Annotated in this window: 19 protein-coding genes; 10 read left to right on the forward strand and 9 right to left on the reverse strand. The window is 34.2% G+C overall.

Annotation, left to right across the window (positions count from 1 at the left end; translation table 11 throughout):
* Window positions 1-124: 124 nt before the first annotated feature.
* A complete protein-coding gene (gene ribH / locus ACFPTQ_RS12975; protein WP_379777954.1) occupies window positions 125-700 on the reverse strand; it encodes a 6,7-dimethyl-8-ribityllumazine synthase in 576 nt (191 codons plus the stop codon).
* A 95-nt stretch (window positions 701-795) separates the two neighbouring features.
* Window positions 796-1,569, reverse strand: coding sequence for a tetratricopeptide repeat protein (locus ACFPTQ_RS12980; protein WP_278036088.1), 774 nt, complete (start codon window positions 1,567-1,569; stop codon window positions 796-798).
* 241 nt (window positions 1,570-1,810) lie between these two features.
* On the opposite strand from ACFPTQ_RS12980, the gene recF reads away from it, so the two are divergent.
* The 9 genes from recF to ACFPTQ_RS13025 all read left to right on the forward strand — a co-directional run bounded on the left by recF (window position 1,811) and on the right by ACFPTQ_RS13025 (window position 11,119).
* Window positions 1,811-2,890 carry a DNA replication/repair protein RecF gene (gene recF / locus ACFPTQ_RS12985; protein ID WP_379777955.1) on the forward strand — a complete coding sequence of 360 codons (1,080 nt, stop codon included), beginning with the start codon at window positions 1,811-1,813 and terminating at the stop codon, window positions 2,888-2,890.
* 171 nt (window positions 2,891-3,061) lie between these two features.
* Window positions 3,062-3,448: a rhodanese-like domain-containing protein gene (locus tag ACFPTQ_RS12990; protein WP_379777956.1), complete on the forward strand. Its 387-nt coding sequence runs from the start codon at window positions 3,062-3,064 to the stop codon at window positions 3,446-3,448.
* A gap of 17 nt (window positions 3,449-3,465) precedes the next feature.
* Window positions 3,466-4,140: a DUF2461 domain-containing protein gene (locus tag ACFPTQ_RS12995; protein ID WP_379777957.1), complete on the forward strand. Its 675-nt coding sequence runs from the start codon at window positions 3,466-3,468 to the stop codon at window positions 4,138-4,140.
* Window positions 4,141-4,146: 6 nt separating this feature from the next.
* On the forward strand, window positions 4,147-5,199 hold the full coding sequence (locus ACFPTQ_RS13000; RefSeq protein ID WP_379777958.1) for a glycosyltransferase: 1,053 nt from the start codon (window positions 4,147-4,149) through the stop codon (window positions 5,197-5,199).
* Between the two features lie 152 nt (window positions 5,200-5,351).
* Window positions 5,352-6,365, forward strand: coding sequence for a UDP-N-acetylmuramate dehydrogenase (gene murB / locus ACFPTQ_RS13005; RefSeq protein WP_379777959.1), 1,014 nt, complete (start codon window positions 5,352-5,354; stop codon window positions 6,363-6,365).
* A gap of 132 nt (window positions 6,366-6,497) precedes the next feature.
* The gene (locus ACFPTQ_RS13010; protein ID WP_379777960.1) at window positions 6,498-7,604 is read left to right on the forward strand and encodes a glycosyltransferase; all 1,107 of its coding nucleotides are present in this window, start codon (window positions 6,498-6,500) and stop codon (window positions 7,602-7,604) included.
* Complete coding sequence (locus ACFPTQ_RS13015; protein WP_278036094.1) at window positions 7,595-8,146, forward strand: RNA polymerase sigma factor; 552 nt, start codon at window positions 7,595-7,597, stop codon at window positions 8,144-8,146. The genes ACFPTQ_RS13010 and ACFPTQ_RS13015 overlap by 10 nt, the downstream gene beginning before the upstream one ends.
* Before the next feature lie 335 nt (window positions 8,147-8,481).
* Entirely contained in the window at window positions 8,482-9,012 is a 531-nt protein-coding gene (locus ACFPTQ_RS13020; protein WP_379777961.1) for a hypothetical protein, read from the forward strand.
* Between the two features lie 718 nt (window positions 9,013-9,730).
* Window positions 9,731-11,119: an MFS transporter gene (locus ACFPTQ_RS13025; protein ID WP_379777962.1), complete on the forward strand. Its 1,389-nt coding sequence runs from the start codon at window positions 9,731-9,733 to the stop codon at window positions 11,117-11,119.
* A gap of 117 nt (window positions 11,120-11,236) precedes the next feature.
* Here ACFPTQ_RS13025 and bcp read toward each other — a convergent pair whose 3' ends face one another.
* Entirely contained in the window at window positions 11,237-11,689 is a 453-nt protein-coding gene (gene bcp / locus ACFPTQ_RS13030) for a thioredoxin-dependent thiol peroxidase (RefSeq protein WP_278036096.1), read from the reverse strand.
* Window positions 11,690-11,801: 112 nt separating this feature from the next.
* Between bcp and ACFPTQ_RS13035 the strand changes: the two genes are divergently transcribed.
* Window positions 11,802-12,449, forward strand: coding sequence for an endonuclease III domain-containing protein (locus ACFPTQ_RS13035; protein WP_379777963.1), 648 nt, complete (start codon window positions 11,802-11,804; stop codon window positions 12,447-12,449).
* Between the two features lie 62 nt (window positions 12,450-12,511).
* On the opposite strand, the gene ACFPTQ_RS13040 is transcribed toward ACFPTQ_RS13035, so the two are convergent.
* The 6 genes from ACFPTQ_RS13040 to ACFPTQ_RS13065 all read right to left on the reverse strand — a co-directional run bounded on the left by ACFPTQ_RS13040 (window position 12,512) and on the right by ACFPTQ_RS13065 (window position 19,967).
* Window positions 12,512-12,655, reverse strand: a complete 144-nt coding sequence (locus ACFPTQ_RS13040; RefSeq protein ID WP_379777964.1) for a hypothetical protein — start codon at window positions 12,653-12,655, stop codon at window positions 12,512-12,514.
* Window positions 12,656-12,710: 55 nt separating this feature from the next.
* Window positions 12,711-13,295 (reverse strand): RNA polymerase sigma factor, encoded by a 585-nt coding sequence (locus ACFPTQ_RS13045; protein WP_379777987.1) that lies wholly within the window; start codon window positions 13,293-13,295, stop codon window positions 12,711-12,713.
* 260 nt (window positions 13,296-13,555) lie between these two features.
* A complete protein-coding gene (locus ACFPTQ_RS13050) occupies window positions 13,556-14,311 on the reverse strand; it encodes a glycoside hydrolase family 16 protein (protein ID WP_379777965.1) in 756 nt (251 codons plus the stop codon).
* A 3-nt stretch (window positions 14,312-14,314) separates the two neighbouring features.
* Window positions 14,315-16,615 (reverse strand): beta-glucosidase BglX, encoded by a 2,301-nt coding sequence (gene bglX, locus ACFPTQ_RS13055; protein WP_379777966.1) that lies wholly within the window; start codon window positions 16,613-16,615, stop codon window positions 14,315-14,317.
* 65 nt (window positions 16,616-16,680) lie between these two features.
* Window positions 16,681-18,330 (reverse strand): glycoside hydrolase family 16 protein, encoded by a 1,650-nt coding sequence (locus ACFPTQ_RS13060; RefSeq protein WP_379777967.1) that lies wholly within the window; start codon window positions 18,328-18,330, stop codon window positions 16,681-16,683.
* 11 nt (window positions 18,331-18,341) lie between these two features.
* On the reverse strand, window positions 18,342-19,967 hold the full coding sequence (locus tag ACFPTQ_RS13065) for a hypothetical protein (protein WP_379777968.1): 1,626 nt from the start codon (window positions 19,965-19,967) through the stop codon (window positions 18,342-18,344).
* Window positions 19,968-19,975: the final 8 nt, after the last annotated feature.

The following is a 19,975-nucleotide window of genomic DNA, read 5'->3' on the forward strand; positions in this document are numbered from 1 at the left end:
ACTAACACGAGCAAATTTAATAAAATTCTATCGGCTTTTACGCCTTTGCTAATCATAAATAAAACAAAAAAACCTATACTATTTTCTACAAACAGCATAGGTTTCATTATGAATTATTTAGTATTTATTCTTTTAATTCTAAAGGTGTTCCTTCCCCTAATTGAGCAGCACCAGAGGTCAATAAATTTTTATTTGCAAAATCATGTACTAATGTAGCCTGCTCACGAATATAAGCCATTTTGATGGCTGCAATTGCCGCTTCAGTTCCTTTGTTTCCATGAATTCCTCCACTTCTATCAATAGATTGTTGCATCGTATTATCGGTCAAGACGCAAAAGATAACTGGAATATCGGTTTGAACATTCAAATCTTTTATTCCTTGCGTCACCCCTTCGCACACAAAATCAAAATGCTTTGTTTGCCCTTGAATAACACATCCTATTGCGATAACAGCATCAACTTTTTGAGTTTGCAACATTTTTTTGCAACCATAAATCAACTCAAAACTTCCAGGAACATTCCATCTAATAATATTTTCAGCTGGAACTTCATTGTCTAACAAGGCATCTTCAGCCCCTTTGTACAAACCTTCTGTGATGTTGTCATTCCACTCCGAAACCACAATTCCAAAACGAAAATTCTTTGCACTAGGAAGTGAACTTTTGTCGTAAACTGATAAATTTTTATTAATCGTTGCCATATTAAATGTATTTATTAAGTCTTTCAATTTATAAATAAAAATTGGTGATTACAAGTAGTTCCTTGCAATCACCAATCCTTATATTTTTATCTATCTTATTGAGATAATCCAATCAAAGCATCTACTGAAGCTGCTTCTGGAGTATTCTCATAGTTTTCTTTAATTTGTGTAAAATATTTCAATGCTTCTTCTTTGTTTCCAATAGCTAAAGCTGTTTTACCCGCTTTCAACAAGAAACGAGGTGTAGTGAAATCATTTTTATTAGACTCAGCCGCTTTTACATAATAGTCAAAAGCTTCCTTATCTTGTTTCTTTTCAGAATAAGCATCACCAATGGCTCCTTTTGCCAAAGCATTTAAAACAATATCATCAGAGCTAAATTTGTTTAAATACTCGATAGCTTCATCAAATTTTCCTGTATTCAAATAAGCTAAACCTGCATAATAATTAGCCAAATTACCTGCTGAAGTTCCTGCGTATTCATCGGCAATTTTAACGAATCCAAATTTACCCTCAGAACCATTCAAAGCTAATTTGTATAAAGAGTCACTTGCTACTCCATTCACAGCTTGTTGAAAGTTTTGTTGTGCCACAAACATTTCACTCGCTGCTTCATCCTCTTTTGGTTCTGCAACTAATTTTTGGTATCCTAAATAACCTACTGTTAGTAAAGCAATCGCTCCTACTACACCAATAATAATTTTTTGGTTTTTAGCAACCCAGTCTTCCGTTTTTGATGCAGTTTCATCTAATTTAGAAAAAACTTCAGCAGTTGTACTGTTTTTTTCATCAATTACTACTTCTTCTACTACCTCTTTTACTTCTTTTTCTTTTGGTGCTTTATATCCTCTTTTATTGTACGTAGCCATTTATAAATAATTTAGTGAACCGCAAAAATAAAATTTTTATTCAAACCCACGCAAAAAATCCTATTTTTTATAACTAAAAGGAAAATATTTTCTATTTATTGAAATAACGGCGATTTAAGCTTGCTTTTTTTCAACAGATTAAATCAAATGGCCGATTATATCGATATTTTTCAATAATTTGCAGCCTTATTTAAGAGCAAAACTAAAACTAGTAATTCCCTCAATAGCAGCCTAGCCTACAATGTATTTAAAAAAAATTTCTTTATTCAACTATAAAAATTTTTCAGAAGCCAGTTTCGAATTCGACGGTAAAATTATTTGTTTTGTGGGTAAAAATGGTATTGGAAAAACCAATGTTCTAGACGCTATTTACCATTTGTCTTATGGCAAAAGTTACTTTAATCCGCTGGCGGTTCAAAATATCAAACACGGAGAAGAGTTTTTTGTTATTGATGCCGAATTCATCAAAAATGACCGAACCGAACAACTCGTTTGCAGCTTAAAAAAAGGACAAAAAAAAATATTAAAACGTAACGGTAAAGCCTACGAAAAATTTTCAGATCATATCGGCTTTATTCCGCTGGTAATTATATCGCCAGCCGACAGGGATTTAATCATCGAAGGCAGTGAAACCCGCCGAAAGTTCATTGATAGTATTATTTCGCAACTCGATTCTTTGTACCTCCAACAATTAATTCAATATCAAAAAGTAATGAGTCAGCGAAATGCTTTGTTGAAATACTTTGCCTTGAACCATGTTTTTGACAATGATACCTTATCGATATACAACGAACAGCTAAACGAATTTGGAAAATATATTTTCGAAAAAAGAAAAGAATTCGTAGCCGAATTTATACCTATTTTCAGTAAGCACCATCATGCGATTACAGGTTCGGAAGAATCGGTACAATTAGTCTATGAAAGTCATTTGTTTGAAAAAGATTTATTGAGCCTTTTACAAGAAAACATCAACAAAGACCGCGCTTTACACTACACCAGCACCGGAATTCATAAAGACGATTTGTCCTTTGAAATTGATAATCATCCTATTAAAAAGTTTGGTTCGCAAGGACAGCAAAAATCTTTTTTAATTGCCTTAAAATTAGCGCAGTTTGAATTTCTTAAAAAACAAAGTGGCGTAAAACCAATTTTATTATTTGATGATATTTTTGACAAACTAGACGAAACGCGCGTTGCAAAAATTGTCGAAATGGTGAATTCAGACACTTTTGGACAACTTTTCATTTCAGATACTCATCCGGAAAGAACTGAAGCCATCGTAAAATCAACGCATCAATCATATAAGATATTCAACTTATAATTTTTTTTACCACAGAGTATAAAAAGATTTTCGCAAAGTACACCAAGTTTTTCTAGCTAAGAAAAAAGGAAAAATCCATTTAAATCAATAAAATCCGTGGCAAAAAAAATCACAAACTAAAGAAAACCTATCCTTTTTGATTATTTTTGATATTATTAAAATTCAAATTCCATGAAATTCAAGCCCTTACTAACGCTCGTTATTTTATTCACCATAATTTCTTGCCAAAGTCAAACTTCAGAATCCATTAAAACAATTAAAGTCACCGCTTTCGCAAAAGAAATAAAGAGTTCAAAAAAGCCACAACTATTAGATGTACGAACTCCTACTGAATATACAGAAGGACACATTGATAACGCCTTAAACATCGATTGGCAAGGAAGTCATTTTGAACACGAAGTACAAAAGCTAGACAAAAACAAAGCTGTTTATGTGTATTGTCGAAGTGGAAAAAGAAGTTTAAAAGCATCTGAAAAACTAGCCGAATTAGGTTTTAAAAAAATCTATAATCTTGATGGCGGTTTTTTACAATGGACTTCGGAAAACCAAAAAAAATAATTTAAAAAAACTTCTCAATGCTTAGCAAAGAATCAATCCAATTCCTTGACGATTTAAGGAACAATAACAACCGTGAGTGGTTTCAAGAAAATAAAAAAAGATACGAAGCATTCAAAAAAGACTACCATCAATTGGTAGCTGCTTTTTTAGATGTAATGAAACCTATGGATCCGGCTTTGGAAATGCTTGAAATCAAAGATTGCACCTTTAGAATCAATCGTGATATTCGTTTTTCTAAAGATAAATCTCCCTACAAAGCGCATTTGGGTGTTTGGTTATCTTCGGACTCTAAAAACCTCAATCGTTCTGGTTATTATATTCATATTGAAAGAGGTGGCTGTTTTATTGCTGGTGGTTTCTACGCTCCTGAAGCTGATGATTTAAAAAAAATACGCAAAGAAATTGCGTTTTTCTATGATGATTTGGAAGCCATTTTAGCGGAACCCAATTTCAAAAAAGAATTTGGCGATTTTTCACGCAACGAAAAGTACCTACTCAAAACTCCTCCAAGAGGCTACGAAAAAGACCATCCTGCAATAGAATTTTTAAAATTGAAAAGTTTTGAAACCCTTCAAAAATTTGATATAAGCGAAGTAACTCAAAAAGATTTTGTTGCCAAAATGAGTCAGAAATTAATAGTGTTAAAACCTTTGAACGAATTCATGAATCGTGCTGTAACAGTCGACGAATAATACGGAATGAAAAAAAGAAAAATACTTTTTCTGGGAGAAAGCTACCGTGCCGATGCCATCACTTGGATGAACGGCCTTAGAGAATTTGGGAATTTTGAAATCATCATTTGGGAATTACAAACACCAAACGATACTTTTTTCAACAGAATCCTAAGAACCCTGGAATTTATTTTCGCTCCTTTTTCTATTCGAAAAAAAATCCGTCAGGAAAAGACTGATATGGTTATTGCCGAACGAACCACTAGTTATGGATTTTTGGCGGCAATTTCCGGAATGAAAGTCATAGCTATTGCCCAACAAGGCAAAACCGATTTATGGCCCGAAGGTGCTATCACTATTCCGTTTAAGAGAATTTTACAAAACTACGCCTTTCAAAAAGCTACACTTATTCATGCCTGGGGTCCAATTATGGCGGAACACATTAAAAATTCGAATGTGGATATGAAAAAAGTTTTGGTTTTACCAAAAGGAATTAATTTAAGTGTTTTTGAAAATCGAAACACTGCTAATCCTGATAAAATTCATGCGATTGTAACGCGTTCGCTACTACCAGAATACCGTCACGAAAGTATTTTACAGGCTTTTTTTATTTTAAGCCAAAGAGGAATTGATTTCACTTTAACTATTGTTGGCGATGGAAATAGACTAGAATACTTGAAAGATTTGGCTAAAAAATTACAAATCAAAGACAAGGTAACTTTCACAGGAAGAATCCCAAACAGCCAACTTCCGGAATTATTACAACAATCAAATATTTACATCAGTATGCCCATAACCGAAGGCGTTTCGGCTTCGTTATTCGAGGCCATGGCTTGCGGTTGCTACCCTATAGTTTCTAACATTGCCGGGAACCAGAGTTGGATTCGTCATCGTAAAAACGGACAACTGATTACCGTTGATGATACTGAAATGCTCGCTGATGAAATCCTATGGGCGTTTGAAAATCCAATTATTCGAAATAAAGCCGTCTTGGAAAACTGTCAATTTATCGAAACCCATACAAATTACAAAACCAACATGAAAATCATTGCTGATAAATACCATGAATTGATTGATTGATTTAAAATATAACCACAAAGTTCGCTAAGATTTTCGCAAAGAACATAAAGCTTGGCGAACTTTGCGCAAACTTTGTGCCTTTGCGGTAAAACCAAAAATTATAATTCTTACTTTTGAGCCATCAATTTACGACTTAAAAAGCACTTTCTTTTATGGAAATTCAACATAACTTTTCTTTAAAAAACTATAACACTTTTGACATTGAGGCCAAAGCCAAACAATTTGTGGCTGTTCAATCATTAGCCGAATTAAAAAGCATTTTAGAACAGCACAAAGCCGAAAAGAAATTCATTCTTGGTGGTGGGAGCAATATGTTATTGACTCAGGATATAGATGCTTTGGTGATTCATATTGATTTGAAAGGAAAAAAAGTCATCAATGAAGACGATGATTATGTGTGGATTGAAAGTCAGGCGGGCGAAAATTGGCATGAATTTGTACTTTGGAACATTGAACAAAACTATGGCGGACTAGAAAATATGTCTTTAATTCCAGGAAATGTAGGAACCACGCCTGTTCAAAACATAGGTGCTTATGGTGCCGAAATCAAAGATACTTTTGTTTCCTGTCAAGCCATAAATATTGACACTCAAGAAATGAAAAGCTTTACTAATACCGAATGTAAATTTGGTTATCGTGAAAGCATTTTTAAAAATGAAGTAAAAGGACAATACATTATCACTTCGGTGGTGTTTAAATTGACCAAACGCAATCACAAAATCAATACGTCTTACGGTGATATTTTAGGCGAATTGGCCAAAAATAACATTTCGAATCCAGGATTAAAAGACGTAAGCAATGCTGTAATTGCCATAAGACAAAGCAAATTACCCGATCCAAAAGAACTAGGAAACAGCGGTAGCTTTTTCAAAAACCCAATCGTTTTGAAAAGTGATTTTGAAAAAATCCATCAAAAATTCCCTGAAATGAAATTCTATGAAGTTTCGGCAACCGAAGTGAAGGTGCCAGCAGGTTGGTTAATTGAACAGGCCGGTTTAAAAGGCAAACGTTTTGGCGATGCAGGAATTCATAAAAACCAAGCCTTAGTGTTAGTAAATTACGGAACCGCAACAGGACAAGACATCCTAGAAGTATCCAGAATAGTGCAACGAACTGTTTTTGAAACTTTTGGCATCCAAATCGAAGCAGAAGTAAACATCATTTAAATCAAAAATTAGGGTTGAAAATTTTCTTTTAAAATTCCTATTCTACCATTTTCAAATCCTAATTCTATTTATACCTTTGCACTCTCTTGTAGCGAAGTTTCGGTACAGGAATTACTAACCCATTAAACGCTGATGCTTATACTAATTCTTTACTTTTTTATTGCTATAGTTGCTATTCAAATTGCGTATTATTTAGGTGTTTTTGGGAAATTTGCTTTTGCAAAAGCTCAAAAAATAACCCCTAAAAGAGTACCTATTTCTGTCATCGTTTGTGCCAAAAATGAAGAAGAAAATGTAGCAAAATATGTTCCGCTATTAGCCGAACAAAATTACCCTGATTATGAGATTGTTTTAATCGACGATGCTTCGAGTGATAACACATTAGAATTATTTGAAGCCTTCGAAAAACAATATTCTAACATTCGTCTCGTTAAGGTAGAAAACAACGAAGCCTTTTGGGGCAATAAAAAATACGCTTTAACCTTAGGAATCAAAGCGGCAAAGAAAGAATATTTATTGTTTACCGATGCCGATTGTTACCCAACATCAAAAGATTGGATTACTGCTATGAGTTCGCAATTTACCTTACATAAAACGATTGTTTTAGGTTATGGAGGCTATGAAAAAATAGCCAATTCCTTCCTGAACAAACTAATCCGTTTTGAAACGGTAATGACGGCTATTCAATATTTTTCTTGGGCAAAATTAGGTCATCCTTATATGGGTGTAGGTCGAAATTTGGCCTACAAAAAAGAAGAATTTTTCAAAGTAAATGGATTCATCAATCATATTCAGGTACGTTCAGGCGATGATGATTTATTCATTAACGAAGCGGCTAATGGCGGTAACACCACAGTAGCCTTTATGCCCGAAAGTTTCACTTACTCGGCACCAAAGAAAAGCTTCAAAGAATGGTTTACCCAAAAAAGAAGACACGTAGCTACTGCTAAACATTATAAAACGATTGACCAATTGCAATTGGGTTTCTTTTTCAGCACCCAATTGTTATTTATCATTTTAGCATCTGTTTTATTATCCTTCCAATTTCAATGGATTTTAGTGTTGAGTTTAGTAGGTCTTAGGTACTTATGTGCATGGATTTGCATCGGATTCGCTGCAGGAAAACTAAAAGAAAAGGACATTAAGTTTTGGTTTCCAATAGTCGAATTAGCGCTTGTTTTTACTCAACTCAACGTATTTTTTACTAATATTTTTTCAAAACCAGTCAATTGGAAATAAGTAAACAAATCGAAAAAGCAAAACAAGGAGACCAAACGGCCTTTACCTTTCTATTGAATCAATATTGGAATGAGGTGTATAGCTTTATGCTAAAACGCACCGAAAACGAAACCAATGCCGAAGACATTACCATAGAAACTTTTTCGAAAGCCTTTGACAAAATTGACACTTACAACCCTGAATTCCAATTCAACACTTGGCTGATTTCGATTGCAAAGAATGTTTATATTGACATGCTTCGCAAAAGAAAAAGCAGTCTTTTTGTAGAAATTACCGAGCAGGAAGATCAAAAAGCCTACAATATTGCCGATACTACTCCATCCAAAGAAGATGAGTTGATTACCGAGCAAAACCTGTCCCTTTTACTCCAATACATTAAGGAACTGAAACCACATTATCAGGAAGTGATTCAGTTGCGTTATTTTCAGGAAATGAGCTATCAGGAAATAGCCGATAAAATTGACGAACCGCTAAACAACGTCAAAGTAAAACTCCTTAGAGCTAAGAAACTTTTAGCCGAAATCATCAATAACCGTAGGTAGATTTGTTTTAACCCATTAAGAATTAAGATTAGTTAAGATCCTCTGTGCACTTTGCTAAAAACTTCTTTTCCTTTGCAGTTATTTATTTAAACCCATTGGGCACGAAGTTTTTAAAAAACATTAAGGAATTAAGAGATATTAAGATCTTTTGGAAATCTGTCAGGTTTTAAAAAACCCGACAGAACTGAATCATTTCAAAATACCAACACTTTTCTAAGTAAGAAAAGTTTTTATATTTGCAGAAAGACAATTTATAAAACAACACTAAGATTGAAGTTAACTTAATTTAAAAAATAAACAACAGTTTGCCAGCAATCGTTTCAGATTTTAATACTATGGATGATTTATTAAAAAAACTTAAACTTATAGACTACCTGACAACTTCTTTACAAATAAGCAAGGCTGAATTTGTTAATAGTTTAAATAAAATTACAGATGAAGGAAACACCGGAATGATGTCGGACACTTTTGATATTTTTTCTTCAAGTAAAAATGAATTTAAAGGACAAATTACCCCTCATAATTTCAAAATTAAACGCAGACGAAGATTATTTGACACCAATGGAAACTTTGCAGTTGCCAATGGAACTTTTTCAGAAAATAATGGCCAACTAACAATAGAAACAGAAATCAATGGTTTTAATAATTTCTTTATCTTCTTTTATGCTTTCTTAATTATTTTTTACTGCATTTTCATATTTGGATTTTTAATCGGTGAGGATAAAGAAGGACTTATAGCAATTCCTTTCATAATATTTCATGCTTTATTTATGTTTGGAATACCCTATTTTTTAATGAGACGTAGTGTTAAACGACTAAAATACGAATTAGAAAGAGAGTTTTTCTACTTGACTAAGCAGCAATAGAAATTACCTCTGTAGCGTATTTGCAATCCATGCCCACAACTACAATCAAATAGTTTTATACTTTCTTGAATTACTTAATGAGATTTCTCCTTCGTCGAAATGACAAGATTGAGGGTAAGACCGTTTGAAAAATGTTCTTTTACACAAACCAAAACCACCCCGTTTGTCATTCCGAAGAATGAGGAATCCCACGATGCTTTTTCCTCAAAGCAAAGCAAATTCTGTAACCAAGGCAGCTCTATATATAACACAACGATAGCATGAAAATGCTTTCCGTGCCTGCAACAATACACAATCATTAAATACTTCTATGGAACTACTTAATGAGATTGCTTCATTACTCAGGAAGACTCAATTCTGAGAAATAAAACGTAATTCTTTTAAACTCTTGATGATTGAAGACCAAACAAATCGTCCAAATGCCTGAAAAATTTAAAAATATTATCTGTACTTAATTTTTTTTCTAAGAATATAAAATTTAATGATCCACAGCCTTACACCCCTTGTACGCCGTGGATTTTTTTTACTCGTAAAACTCTCTTAAGTACATTTATTCAAATTACTTACGTATAAATACGTAATTAATTTCTAAAAACTGCGTTTTCGCAAGTTTTAATCAAAAAAAAGCAAGTAATTTTGCTTTGTAATTAAGTAAAACACTTAGAATAAGTTTTCTACTTAGACAAACAAAACAAACAAACGATTAATTTTTTTTGATATGAGTTCAATTTCAACAAATCAACCGCTTTCTAGTCTAAACATTTTTAGTGGCAAAGGTGTTCAAATGCGTACCTTCCACATTACATGGCTAACATTTTTCTTTTCCTTTTTTGCATGGTTCGGTATGGCATCACTTATGCCGATTGCTAAAGAACAATTGCACCTTACAAAAGATCAATTAGGTAACATTCAAATTGCTTCTGTTTCAGCAACCATCATCGCACGATTATTAATAGGACGTTTGGTGGATAAATTTGGACCAAGATTAACTTATACTTGGTTATTAATAATTTGTGCTGTGCCTGTTTTATTAATTGGAACTTCACAATCCTATGAAAGTTTCTTATTTTTTAGACTTGCAATTGGTGTTATTGGCGCTTCATTTGTAATCACACAATTCCATACTTCAGTAATGTTTGCTCCTTCAATTAAAGGAACTGCCAATGCTACAGCAGGTGGTTTTGGTAACGCAGGTGCTGGTTTAGCTAATATTACGATGCCACTTATTGCTTCAGGATTTGTAGGACTAGGTTTTTGTACGCAAGAGGATAGCTGGAGATATGCCATGATTGTTCCGGGAATACTATTATTGGTATTTGCTTATATCTATTTCAGATATACGAAAGACTTACCAAACGGAAACTACAAAGAACTTGGAATTGAAAATGAGACTAAAGAAAACACTTTCATGCTGGCTGTAAAAGATTACCGTACTTGGGTTTTAACTGTGGCTTATGCAGCTTGTTTTGGTGTTGAAATCACCATAGATAACTTTGCTCCTATTTATTTCACCGATACTTTTGGAGCTAGTTTAAAAACTGCTGGAATCTGTGCCGGACTTTTTGGATTGATTAATATTTTTGCTAGACCATTAGGAGGTATCGTTGCTGACAAAGTAGGTAAAAGCTATGGTTTTTCAGGTAAAAATTTATTACTAGCACTATTACTTGTTGTCGAAGGTATTGGAATTATTTTCTTCGGAATGACCAATCAATTAGGAGTAGCTATCTTCTTAATGTTTATGTTCGGAATGAGTTTAAAAATGGCAAACGGTGCTACTTACAGTCTTGTACCTTTCGTAAATCCAAAAGCGGTGGGAAGTGTAGCCGGAATTGTAGGAGCTGGTGGAAATATTGGAGCGATGTTAATTGCTTTCTTATTCAAAGCCAAAGCAGTAAAATTCTCTAAAGACGTAATCAACGAAACAGGAGTATCTCAAACTAAAGATTTAATAGATTACACCAATGCTTTTTACATCCTAGGAATTATCATTCTAATCACGGGAGTTATTGTTTTAGCTGTAAAATTTGCGGTTAAAGACAAAAAAGATGAAATCGAAGTAAAAGGCGAAGTAGTGCCTGCTGTCGCTTTTGCAAAATCAAAATAAGACCGAAAAATTTAAAATCAAATATATTCTCATTCGAATATTATGGTATAAATAAAAACAAAATCAAATCAACAAATAAAAAACGCCACAAGAGAGTTTCTTTTGTGGCGTTTTCAATTACTTTAAAATCTGAGCAGCGTGTTCTTTGGTTTTTACATTTTCAATGACCTCATCAATGATTCCGTTTTCATCAATTACAAAAGTCGTCCTGTGAATCCCATCGTACTCTTTGCCCATGAATTTTTTTGGTCCCCAAACGCCAAAGGCTTGTATAACTTCTTTCTCTTCATCGGCTAATAATGGAAAAGGGAATTCGTATTTGTCCTTGAATTTCGCTTGGGCTTTCGCCGAATCGGCACTAACGCCTAGCAACGCATAATTATTGGCTTGAAAACGCTCGTAATTATCTCTTAAATCACAAGCTTCGGCAGTACAACCCGGCGTACTTGCTTTTGGATAAAAGAAAACTACTAATTTCTTTCCTTTGTAATCTTCTAATTGATGTGGTTTCCCATCTTGGTCTACGCCAAAAAATTCGGGTGCTTTATCGCCTTTTTTTAATGTTGTCATAATTATTTTTGTTTAAACGCAAAGTTCGCAAGGCTTTCGCAAAGTTCACTTAGACTTGTTTTTCCTAATTGGTATTTTTTATATTATTTTTACAAGATATAAATTTACAATAATGAACAAACAAGAAAGGGTAACATTTGTTATAAATACGTTAAAAGAACTTTATCCTAGCATCCCTATTCCATTAGATCATAAAGACCCTTATACCCTATTGATTGCCGTTTTGCTTTCGGCACAATGCACTGATGTACGAGTAAACCAAATTACACCGCTATTATTTGCAAAGGCCGACAATCCCTATGATATGGTCAAATTATCAGTAGAAGAAATCAAGGAAATTATTCGCCCTTGTGGATTATCGCCTATGAAATCAAAAGGAATTCATGGTTTATCCCAAATTTTAATTGAAAAACACCACGGACAAGTGCCTGATAATTACGAAGACCTTGAAGCGCTTCCGGCTGTAGGTCATAAAACAGCGAGTGTAGTGATGTCACAAGGCTTTGGCTATCCTGCTTTTCCGGTAGACACACATATTCATCGCCTTATGTACCGCTGGAATTTATCCAATGGAAAAAATGTAGTACAAACCGAAAAAGATGCCAAACGCTTATTTCCGGAAGAATGTTGGAATGATTTGCATTTGCAAATGATTTGGTACGGAAGGGAATATTCCCCAGCCCGAGGCATGGATTTAGAAAAAGATATTATCACTCGAACGATTGGTCGAAAAACGAATCTGGAGGGTTATAAAAAGTAAATCTCACTAATTTTCAATTAACTAGTGAGATTTACAAAACAGCTTATACAAGCTCGATTAGATTAATTTACTATCATTTCAAAGCATTTATCCTCCACTTTTACAACGTGAAGTGCTTTGGAATAATTTAAAAGAAAAGCTATTACTTCTTTTTTGGGTTTCATGTTTGTGTTGACTTGTTTTTTTTGAGCGTAAATTTTTGCCATATTGTGCCTTTTAACATTTTCTTTCAATACAACGCCACAACAAGTCAAATATTGTCTAATTAGTCAAAATAATTTGGTGCTTATCAATTACTTTTCTCAAATTCATTAGTGCATAACGCATTCTTCCCAGTGACGTATTAATACTTACTCCTGTAACTTCAGAAATTTCTTTGAAGCTCATGTCTTTATACATTCGCATTACCAAAACTTCTTTTTGGTCCTCTGGAAGTTCTTCAATTAATTTTTGCAAATCCATTTCTACCTGATCTGCAATTAACTGATTTTCTATCGTTAAAGACTCATCCGTCATGATTGAAAAAACCGAAAACTCTTCGGTTTCTCGATACATGGGCATTTTTTTATTTTTTCTAAAATAATCTATGACCAAATTATGTGCGATTCGCATTACCCAAGGTAAAAATTTTCCTTCTTCGTTATACGAATTCGATTTTAAAGTCTTGATTACTTTAATGAAGGTATCCTGAAAAATATCATTTGAAACATCTCTATCTGATACTTTAGAATATATAAAACCATAAATTTTAGATTCGTGTCTTTTGATTAAGGTAGCTAAGGCTTCTTCGTTACCTGCCACATAATCCTTTACCAACAGAGCGTCTGGAATTTGAATATTAGCTATCATAGTAATACTTTTTAGTTATTTTAATCGGGGTATTTTATTTTCTAAAAAGTAGTTTTTTACTATAGGCGCTTTAATTTTAATTATGATTTGAATCCAAATTTAACAAATAATTGTTTTGCTTGGTAAATAAATTTAACAAAAATTAAACCAAAAATAAAGTTTTAGAATATTTTATATAATATTCTATTTTTTTTACAACATTCCAACGTAAATACTGAAAACCAAAAGCTTACCACATATAATCAGCTATTATTTATTTACTGATACACCTTGATATAATCAATTTTAAACTCCTGTGGAAAAATAGAATCATCTACTTCTGGACCACCAAAATTTCCACCAATCGCCATATTCACCAAAAAATAAAATGGCTGATTATAAGGCCAGACTGCCTCGGTCTTATTATCAGGCTGAAAACGATATACCAATTGATTATCAACATAAAAATCAATTTTATCAGGATTCCAGTCTATTGCATACAAATGAAATCCTTGTTCAATAGTCTCTATTACTGTTTTCTTGGTATTGATGGTATTACCGTGACTATCTTGTGTATGCAAGGAGGTAAAAACAGTATGAGGTTCTTTGCCCACATATTCTAGAATATCAATTTCACCACATTTAGGCCAGCCCACCTTATCGATATTAGCTCCAAGCATCCAAAATGCCGGCCAAATACCAGTACCAACTGGCAATTTAGCTCGTGCTTCAAAATAGCCATACTGAAATTCCTTTTTACCCTTAGTCGTAATTCTTGAAGAGGTATATTTTTCGTCTTCTTTTTTAGCTGTTATCACCAGAAAACCATTCTTTAGCTTTTGATTTTCGTTAGTATAAAGTTGGCGTTCATTATTACCCCAACCGCAGTTGGGGCAACCATCACCTAATTCGACATTCCAACTATTCAAATCTAATTCCTTAGCATTAAATTGTTCTTCCCAAACTATTTTTTTCCCTTTTGGCTGAGCCACAGAAAGGCTACTAATGAAAAGTATAATTAAAAATTTATTCATTTTTTAGTTGTTTACATATTGAAAATCGCTTTCCAAAGTTTGAACGGAATTTCCACCAATAAAAATTTTAAAATCTCCTGGTTCAGCCTCCCATTTGGATTGGGCTGTAAAAAATTCTATTGTTTTTTTATTGATTACAAAATTCACTTTTTTAGACTCTCCCGGCTGCAATTCAATCATTTCAAAACCTTTTAATTCTTTTACAGGTCGGGTTACAGAAGCAATTAAATCCCTAATATACATCTGAACCACTTCTTTACCCGCATATTTACCTGTATTTTTTACGGTTACGCTAGCGGTAATCTGGTCATTTCCAGAAAAAGATTTTTGGCTCAAATTCAAATCCGAATATTCAAATTGGGTATAACTTAAACCATAACCAAAGGGATACAAAGGACTGTTTTTTTCGTCAATATAATGAGACCAAAAAACACTATCAGGCTCCGTCATTGTAGGTCTGCCTGTATTTTTGTGATTATAATAAATAGGCACTTGGCCTACATTTCTTGGGAAAGTCATTGGTAGTTTTCCACTTGGATTATAATCTCCATACAACACCTGAGCAATCGCATTTCCACTTTGTGTTCCTAAATGCCAAGCTTCAACTATAGCTGGAATATGAGCATCTGCCCATGGAATTGCTAAAGGACGGCCATTATTTAATACCAAAACAATATTTGGATTTACTTTGTATACCGCTTCTAACAATTCTTGTTGCACTCCAGGTAATCCAATATCGGTTCTACTTCTACCTTCTCCAGATTGTAAACCATGTTCCCCAAAAGACATAATCACCACATCAGCAGTTTTTGCAGCTTGAATTGCTTCTTCAAAACCACTTTTGTCGGTCGTATTAATCTTGGTTTCCCAAATAAATTCGGTTCTCCCTACTGTTACATCTGCACCTTTTACATAAGTTAATTGGTTTCCTTTATAGTTTTGTAAACCTTCTAACAATGAAACTGCCGAATTATCATCGGCTGCAATACGCCAACTTCCTAATGGACTTGTTTTGTCATTAGCCAAAGCTCCAATGACAACAATTTTTTGCCCCGATTTTTTTAATGGTAATAGTTCTTTTTCATTTTTCAAAAGAACAATTGATTTTTTAGCCATTTCCAAAACACCTTCTTGAAAAGCCTGTTTTCCTAGTGTTTCTTTTTCGTAATTTTCATCGCAATACAAATAAGGATTATCAAACAAACCCAATTCAAATTTCACCTTCAATATACGTCGGGCTGCATCATCAATAAGACTTTCTTTTACTTTGCCTTCTTTTACTAAAGCTGCTAAATGTGCTACATAAGCACTCGACTCCATATCCATATCTGAACCCGCATTAATAGCAAGTTCCGCTGCATGTTTGCTATCCTTAGCGTGACCATGAGCTATCATTTCGTTGATGGAACCCCAATCAGAAACCACAAAACCATCAAATTGCCAATCGGATTTCAGGATTTTTCTTTGTAAATAAGCATTCCCTGTTGCAGGAATTCCATTTAATTCATTAAAAGAATTCATCAAAGTACGAACACCTGCATCTACAGCAGCTTTAAATGGAGGTAAAACGATATTATGCAAAGTTGATTCGCCTATATCAACGGTATTGTAATCTCTACCCGATTCAGCAAAAGCATAGGCTGCAAAATGTTTGGCACAAGCCAAAATAGTATTTCTGGCCTTTAAATCCTCTCCTTGAAAACCTTGCACACGAGCTATGGCTATTTGACTTCCTAAATAGGGATCTTCACCAGCTCCTTCCATTACGCGTCCCCATCTAGCATCACGAGAAACATCTACCATAGGGGCAAAAGTCCAGTTTAATCCCACCGAAGCAGCCTCCTCAGCAGCTATTGCAGCCGATTTTTTAATTTCTTTTAAATCCCAACTAGCTGCTTCGGCTAATGGAATTGGGCTTATCGTTTTGTATCCATGGATAACGTCAAAACCAAATAACAAAGGAATTCCTAAACGTGTTTCTTCTACGGCTATTTTTTGTAATGCTCGTACGTCTTTTACTCCTTTTACATTCAACATCGAACCAACCAAGCCATTTTTTAAATCGGCATATTTTTTGGCTGCTTGCCCTTCTTTGGGTGTTGGCCCAGTAATTTCCCAAAAACCATTGTATTGATTAAGTTGTCCAATTTTTTCTTCCAATGTCATTAATTTCAAGACAGAATCAACTCTTTTGTCTAATTGATCTTTTGAAACAAAACTTGCATTAGGCTGTACTACTTTTTGGCCACAACTCACCACGACAATGGTAATAAAAACAACGAAAACTGTTTTAATTACTCTCATCTTCCGAATATTTTAATTAAAAGGTCGATTATGAAATCGACCTTTTAAAATCATTAATTATTTGATTATTGGTACACTCTCACGTAATCTATTTCCATAGACGATTGTGTAAATGCTGGATCTATAGTACCTCCAAAAGTTCCACCCATTGCTACATTTAGAATCATAAAGAAATCTTTATTAAATGGTAGCGCTGATGTGTTAGGAACTGTGTGAAATAAAACATCATCTACAAAAATTTGTACCGAAGCTGGGCTCCACACCGTTTTATAAACATGGAACTCTGAAGAAGCATTAGTGATCGTAGTTGTATTTCCATTACCATTTCCTCCCGAATTACCTGGATAATGCAACGTACCATGAATTTTATTAGGTTCATTCCCTTTATGTTCCATAATGTCTATTTCACCACAAGCAGGCCAAGTATTAGTTGCATAATCAGCTCCTAGCATCCAAATGGCTGGCCAAGTTCCTCCACCAGAAGGCAATTTAGCTCTTACTTCAACTTTTCCATAGGTAAAATCAAATTTACCTTCTGTTTTTAATCGGGCTGAAGTATAAGATGAACCTACTTTCTTAGCAGTAATTTTAAGAGTTCCATTAGAAACAATCACATTATCAGAGCTACTAGTGTAGGTTTGCGCTTCGTTATTACCCCATCCATTATCACCTGTTCCTAAATCATAGCCCCATTTAGCTGAATCCGGAGCACCATCAGTATTAAACTCATCTGACCAAACTAAATTATTGTATTGAGGTGTTGTGTTTTGAACTGGTTTAGTGGTAACAAAAGTGTGATACCAAGCAATACCAGGGTCACTTCCCATAATAGCTCTTACTACCATTCTGTTTTCGGTAATGGATAATATTTCATACGAACTTTGTCCGATATAATAGCCCATAAAACCACCTCCTGAAATATTTAAAACCGTACCACGAGTTTGGGTTGCTGCATTTGGGTTATTCAATATCACCGATTCTGATGGACTCAAACTAACTGTTTTAGTTCCTGAAACATCAAAATTCAAACATTTATCTTCACTACCAGAACCGCCAGCTACACCAAGATAAGCAGTATTAAAAAAGGTACTTCCTCCATTGTCTAAATTAAATTTCAACTGATCTCCGTCTAATGAAAAAGTTAGTATATTTTCATACAAACAACTACTTACAGCCGCTCCAGCTTTTTCAAATGCTGCGGCTTGGTACCAAAAACCATAATAATTTTGAGTGGCATCATTATTATTAGGCCCTACTCCTAAGTGACCTACTTCGGAAGCGGCAAAATACCATTTTTTAGATGTACCTCCAGTCAATAAAGCTACCGCTTGGTCGTCACTAAAGTTACTTAGCACCTCAACATCTACCGTTGTATTAGTCGTTAAACCCGCCTTACCTGAAGCGATTACAGTTACCGTATACGTATTAACTCCTGTTTTTGTAAAACGTTTTTCATAGACACCATTAGGTGCATTTTCTGAAGTACCGTCATTAAATACAAATCGATAAGAGATTGCCTTGTCAGCCTTTACCGTAAATTTCACTTTTCCTGTTCCATCTCCAAAAGGATTGTCGGTTGATTTCCCAATCACTTCGTAGGAAACCTGTATATCAGTAGGACTTTCTAACGCACCAAAAGCATAATCATCTTTGGCGCAATTGACCATTAACAACATGGTTAAAATGGCAATTGTGTTTCTTAATATATTTTTCATCTTAAATAGTTTTAATTAAATTGTTTGATGTCATCAAAGTAATAAGTAGCACCTGTCCCGTTAACACCAAAATCAGGGAATAAAATGACTCTATCATAAACATTTGCCGTGTTGAATGCTGGTGAGCTTGTCAAATCAAATGTCAATTCTTGCCATGCATTTGTAACTGATGTTGTGGCTTCTACTTCAACAAAAACAGTAGGGTTTCCATTTCCGTCTTTTGGAGAAGTTGACACTTCCATTTTGTATAAAATCTTAGCTCCCGATTTTGGCGACCAAACTTTTACTTTCACTTTAGTTCCTTTGGTAAAATCAACTTTTGCTTCTAAATTCAAACTAGCACCTGCCCATACTTGCGCTCCGGATGGTTTTTCGATTTTCACCACTTTATTTGAAACATTTATACCTGATTTATCTGGATTAGCGATTACTGCCGCTGGAATAGCTCCAAAATCTGAGGCTCCAAAACCAGCCCAAGAATAGGTTAATGTTGTTGACTCAAAATCAAGAGGCAATTCTATTAGAGCCGCTGGTGTTTTATAGAAATAAATATTATCAATAAATACACTTCCTCCTGCCCATGGTGTGCCTACAAATTTCAATTGGAAAATATCGGCAACTGTTAAACCTTGACTTGTAAAGGCCGAAATTGGAATATCAATTGAATTCCACTGATTAGCTACTAAATTTTTAACCACAGGTTTTTCTCCATTTGTTTTACTAATCAATGAAGTTTCAATTTTTTGTAAATCAGCAGTCCAAACATCCATGTGAATGAATTCCATACCTGAAACATCAATAGTTGTTCCATCAGCTAAAGCAATTCCTTGGTAACTTAATTTTATATAATTAAGCATTTTGTCGCCATTCAAATCAAATTCGGTCCAGCTACTTCCTTGTCCTGCTTGTCCCCAATCTGGGAAATAATTCGTTCCAGCAACATTAGTATATTTTGAACCATAAATGGAAATTACATCCGTTGCTTGTCTGTTAGGTGGCGTTGGAGCCGAAGTAAACGGTTTGCTTACTACTGTTACAGTAAATTGTTGTGTGTATTCTGTTGTTTGAATCGCTGCACTTTTAGAAACAATTCGAATTGTATACACTCCAGGATTTTGATAGATATAAGAAACCGATTCTCCATTATTAACTGAAATAGGATCTGGTTTTCCTGCTTCTCCAAAATAAACATCGTAAAACAATGCAAAATCAGCAGTTGCTTTAACATTTACTTTTTTAGACACTTGTAAATCATTTTCGATAGTAACCACTAAATTTTGCGGTGCTTTGAAAGAAACTACCACTTCTTGGGTTACCTCGGTTCTTTTTCCATTAAGGGTTGTACCTACAATTTTAGCATTGTATTTTCCTTCTTTGTAAATATGATCTACTGTTTCTCCTGGATTTACATAAGCGGGTGTTGAAGTATTGTCTCCAAAATAAATTTCGAATTTAGTAACTCCTTCCCCTTTTGGTAAAAAGGTAACTTTTCCTGTATTATCCTGCGTAACGGTAGTTAAGGCCGAAATATTAGTTGGCGCTCCAAGTGCGTTCAAATCAACCAGTTCATTCTCTGTTGAACAACTAAAAATGAGAGCTGCTACAATAAGACTTGTTATATATTTTAAATTTTTCATAATTAGCA

Source organism: Flavobacterium sp. GCM10022190, assembly GCF_042656445.1.
Lineage (GTDB): Bacteria > Bacteroidota > Bacteroidia > Flavobacteriales > Flavobacteriaceae > Flavobacterium > Flavobacterium nitratireducens.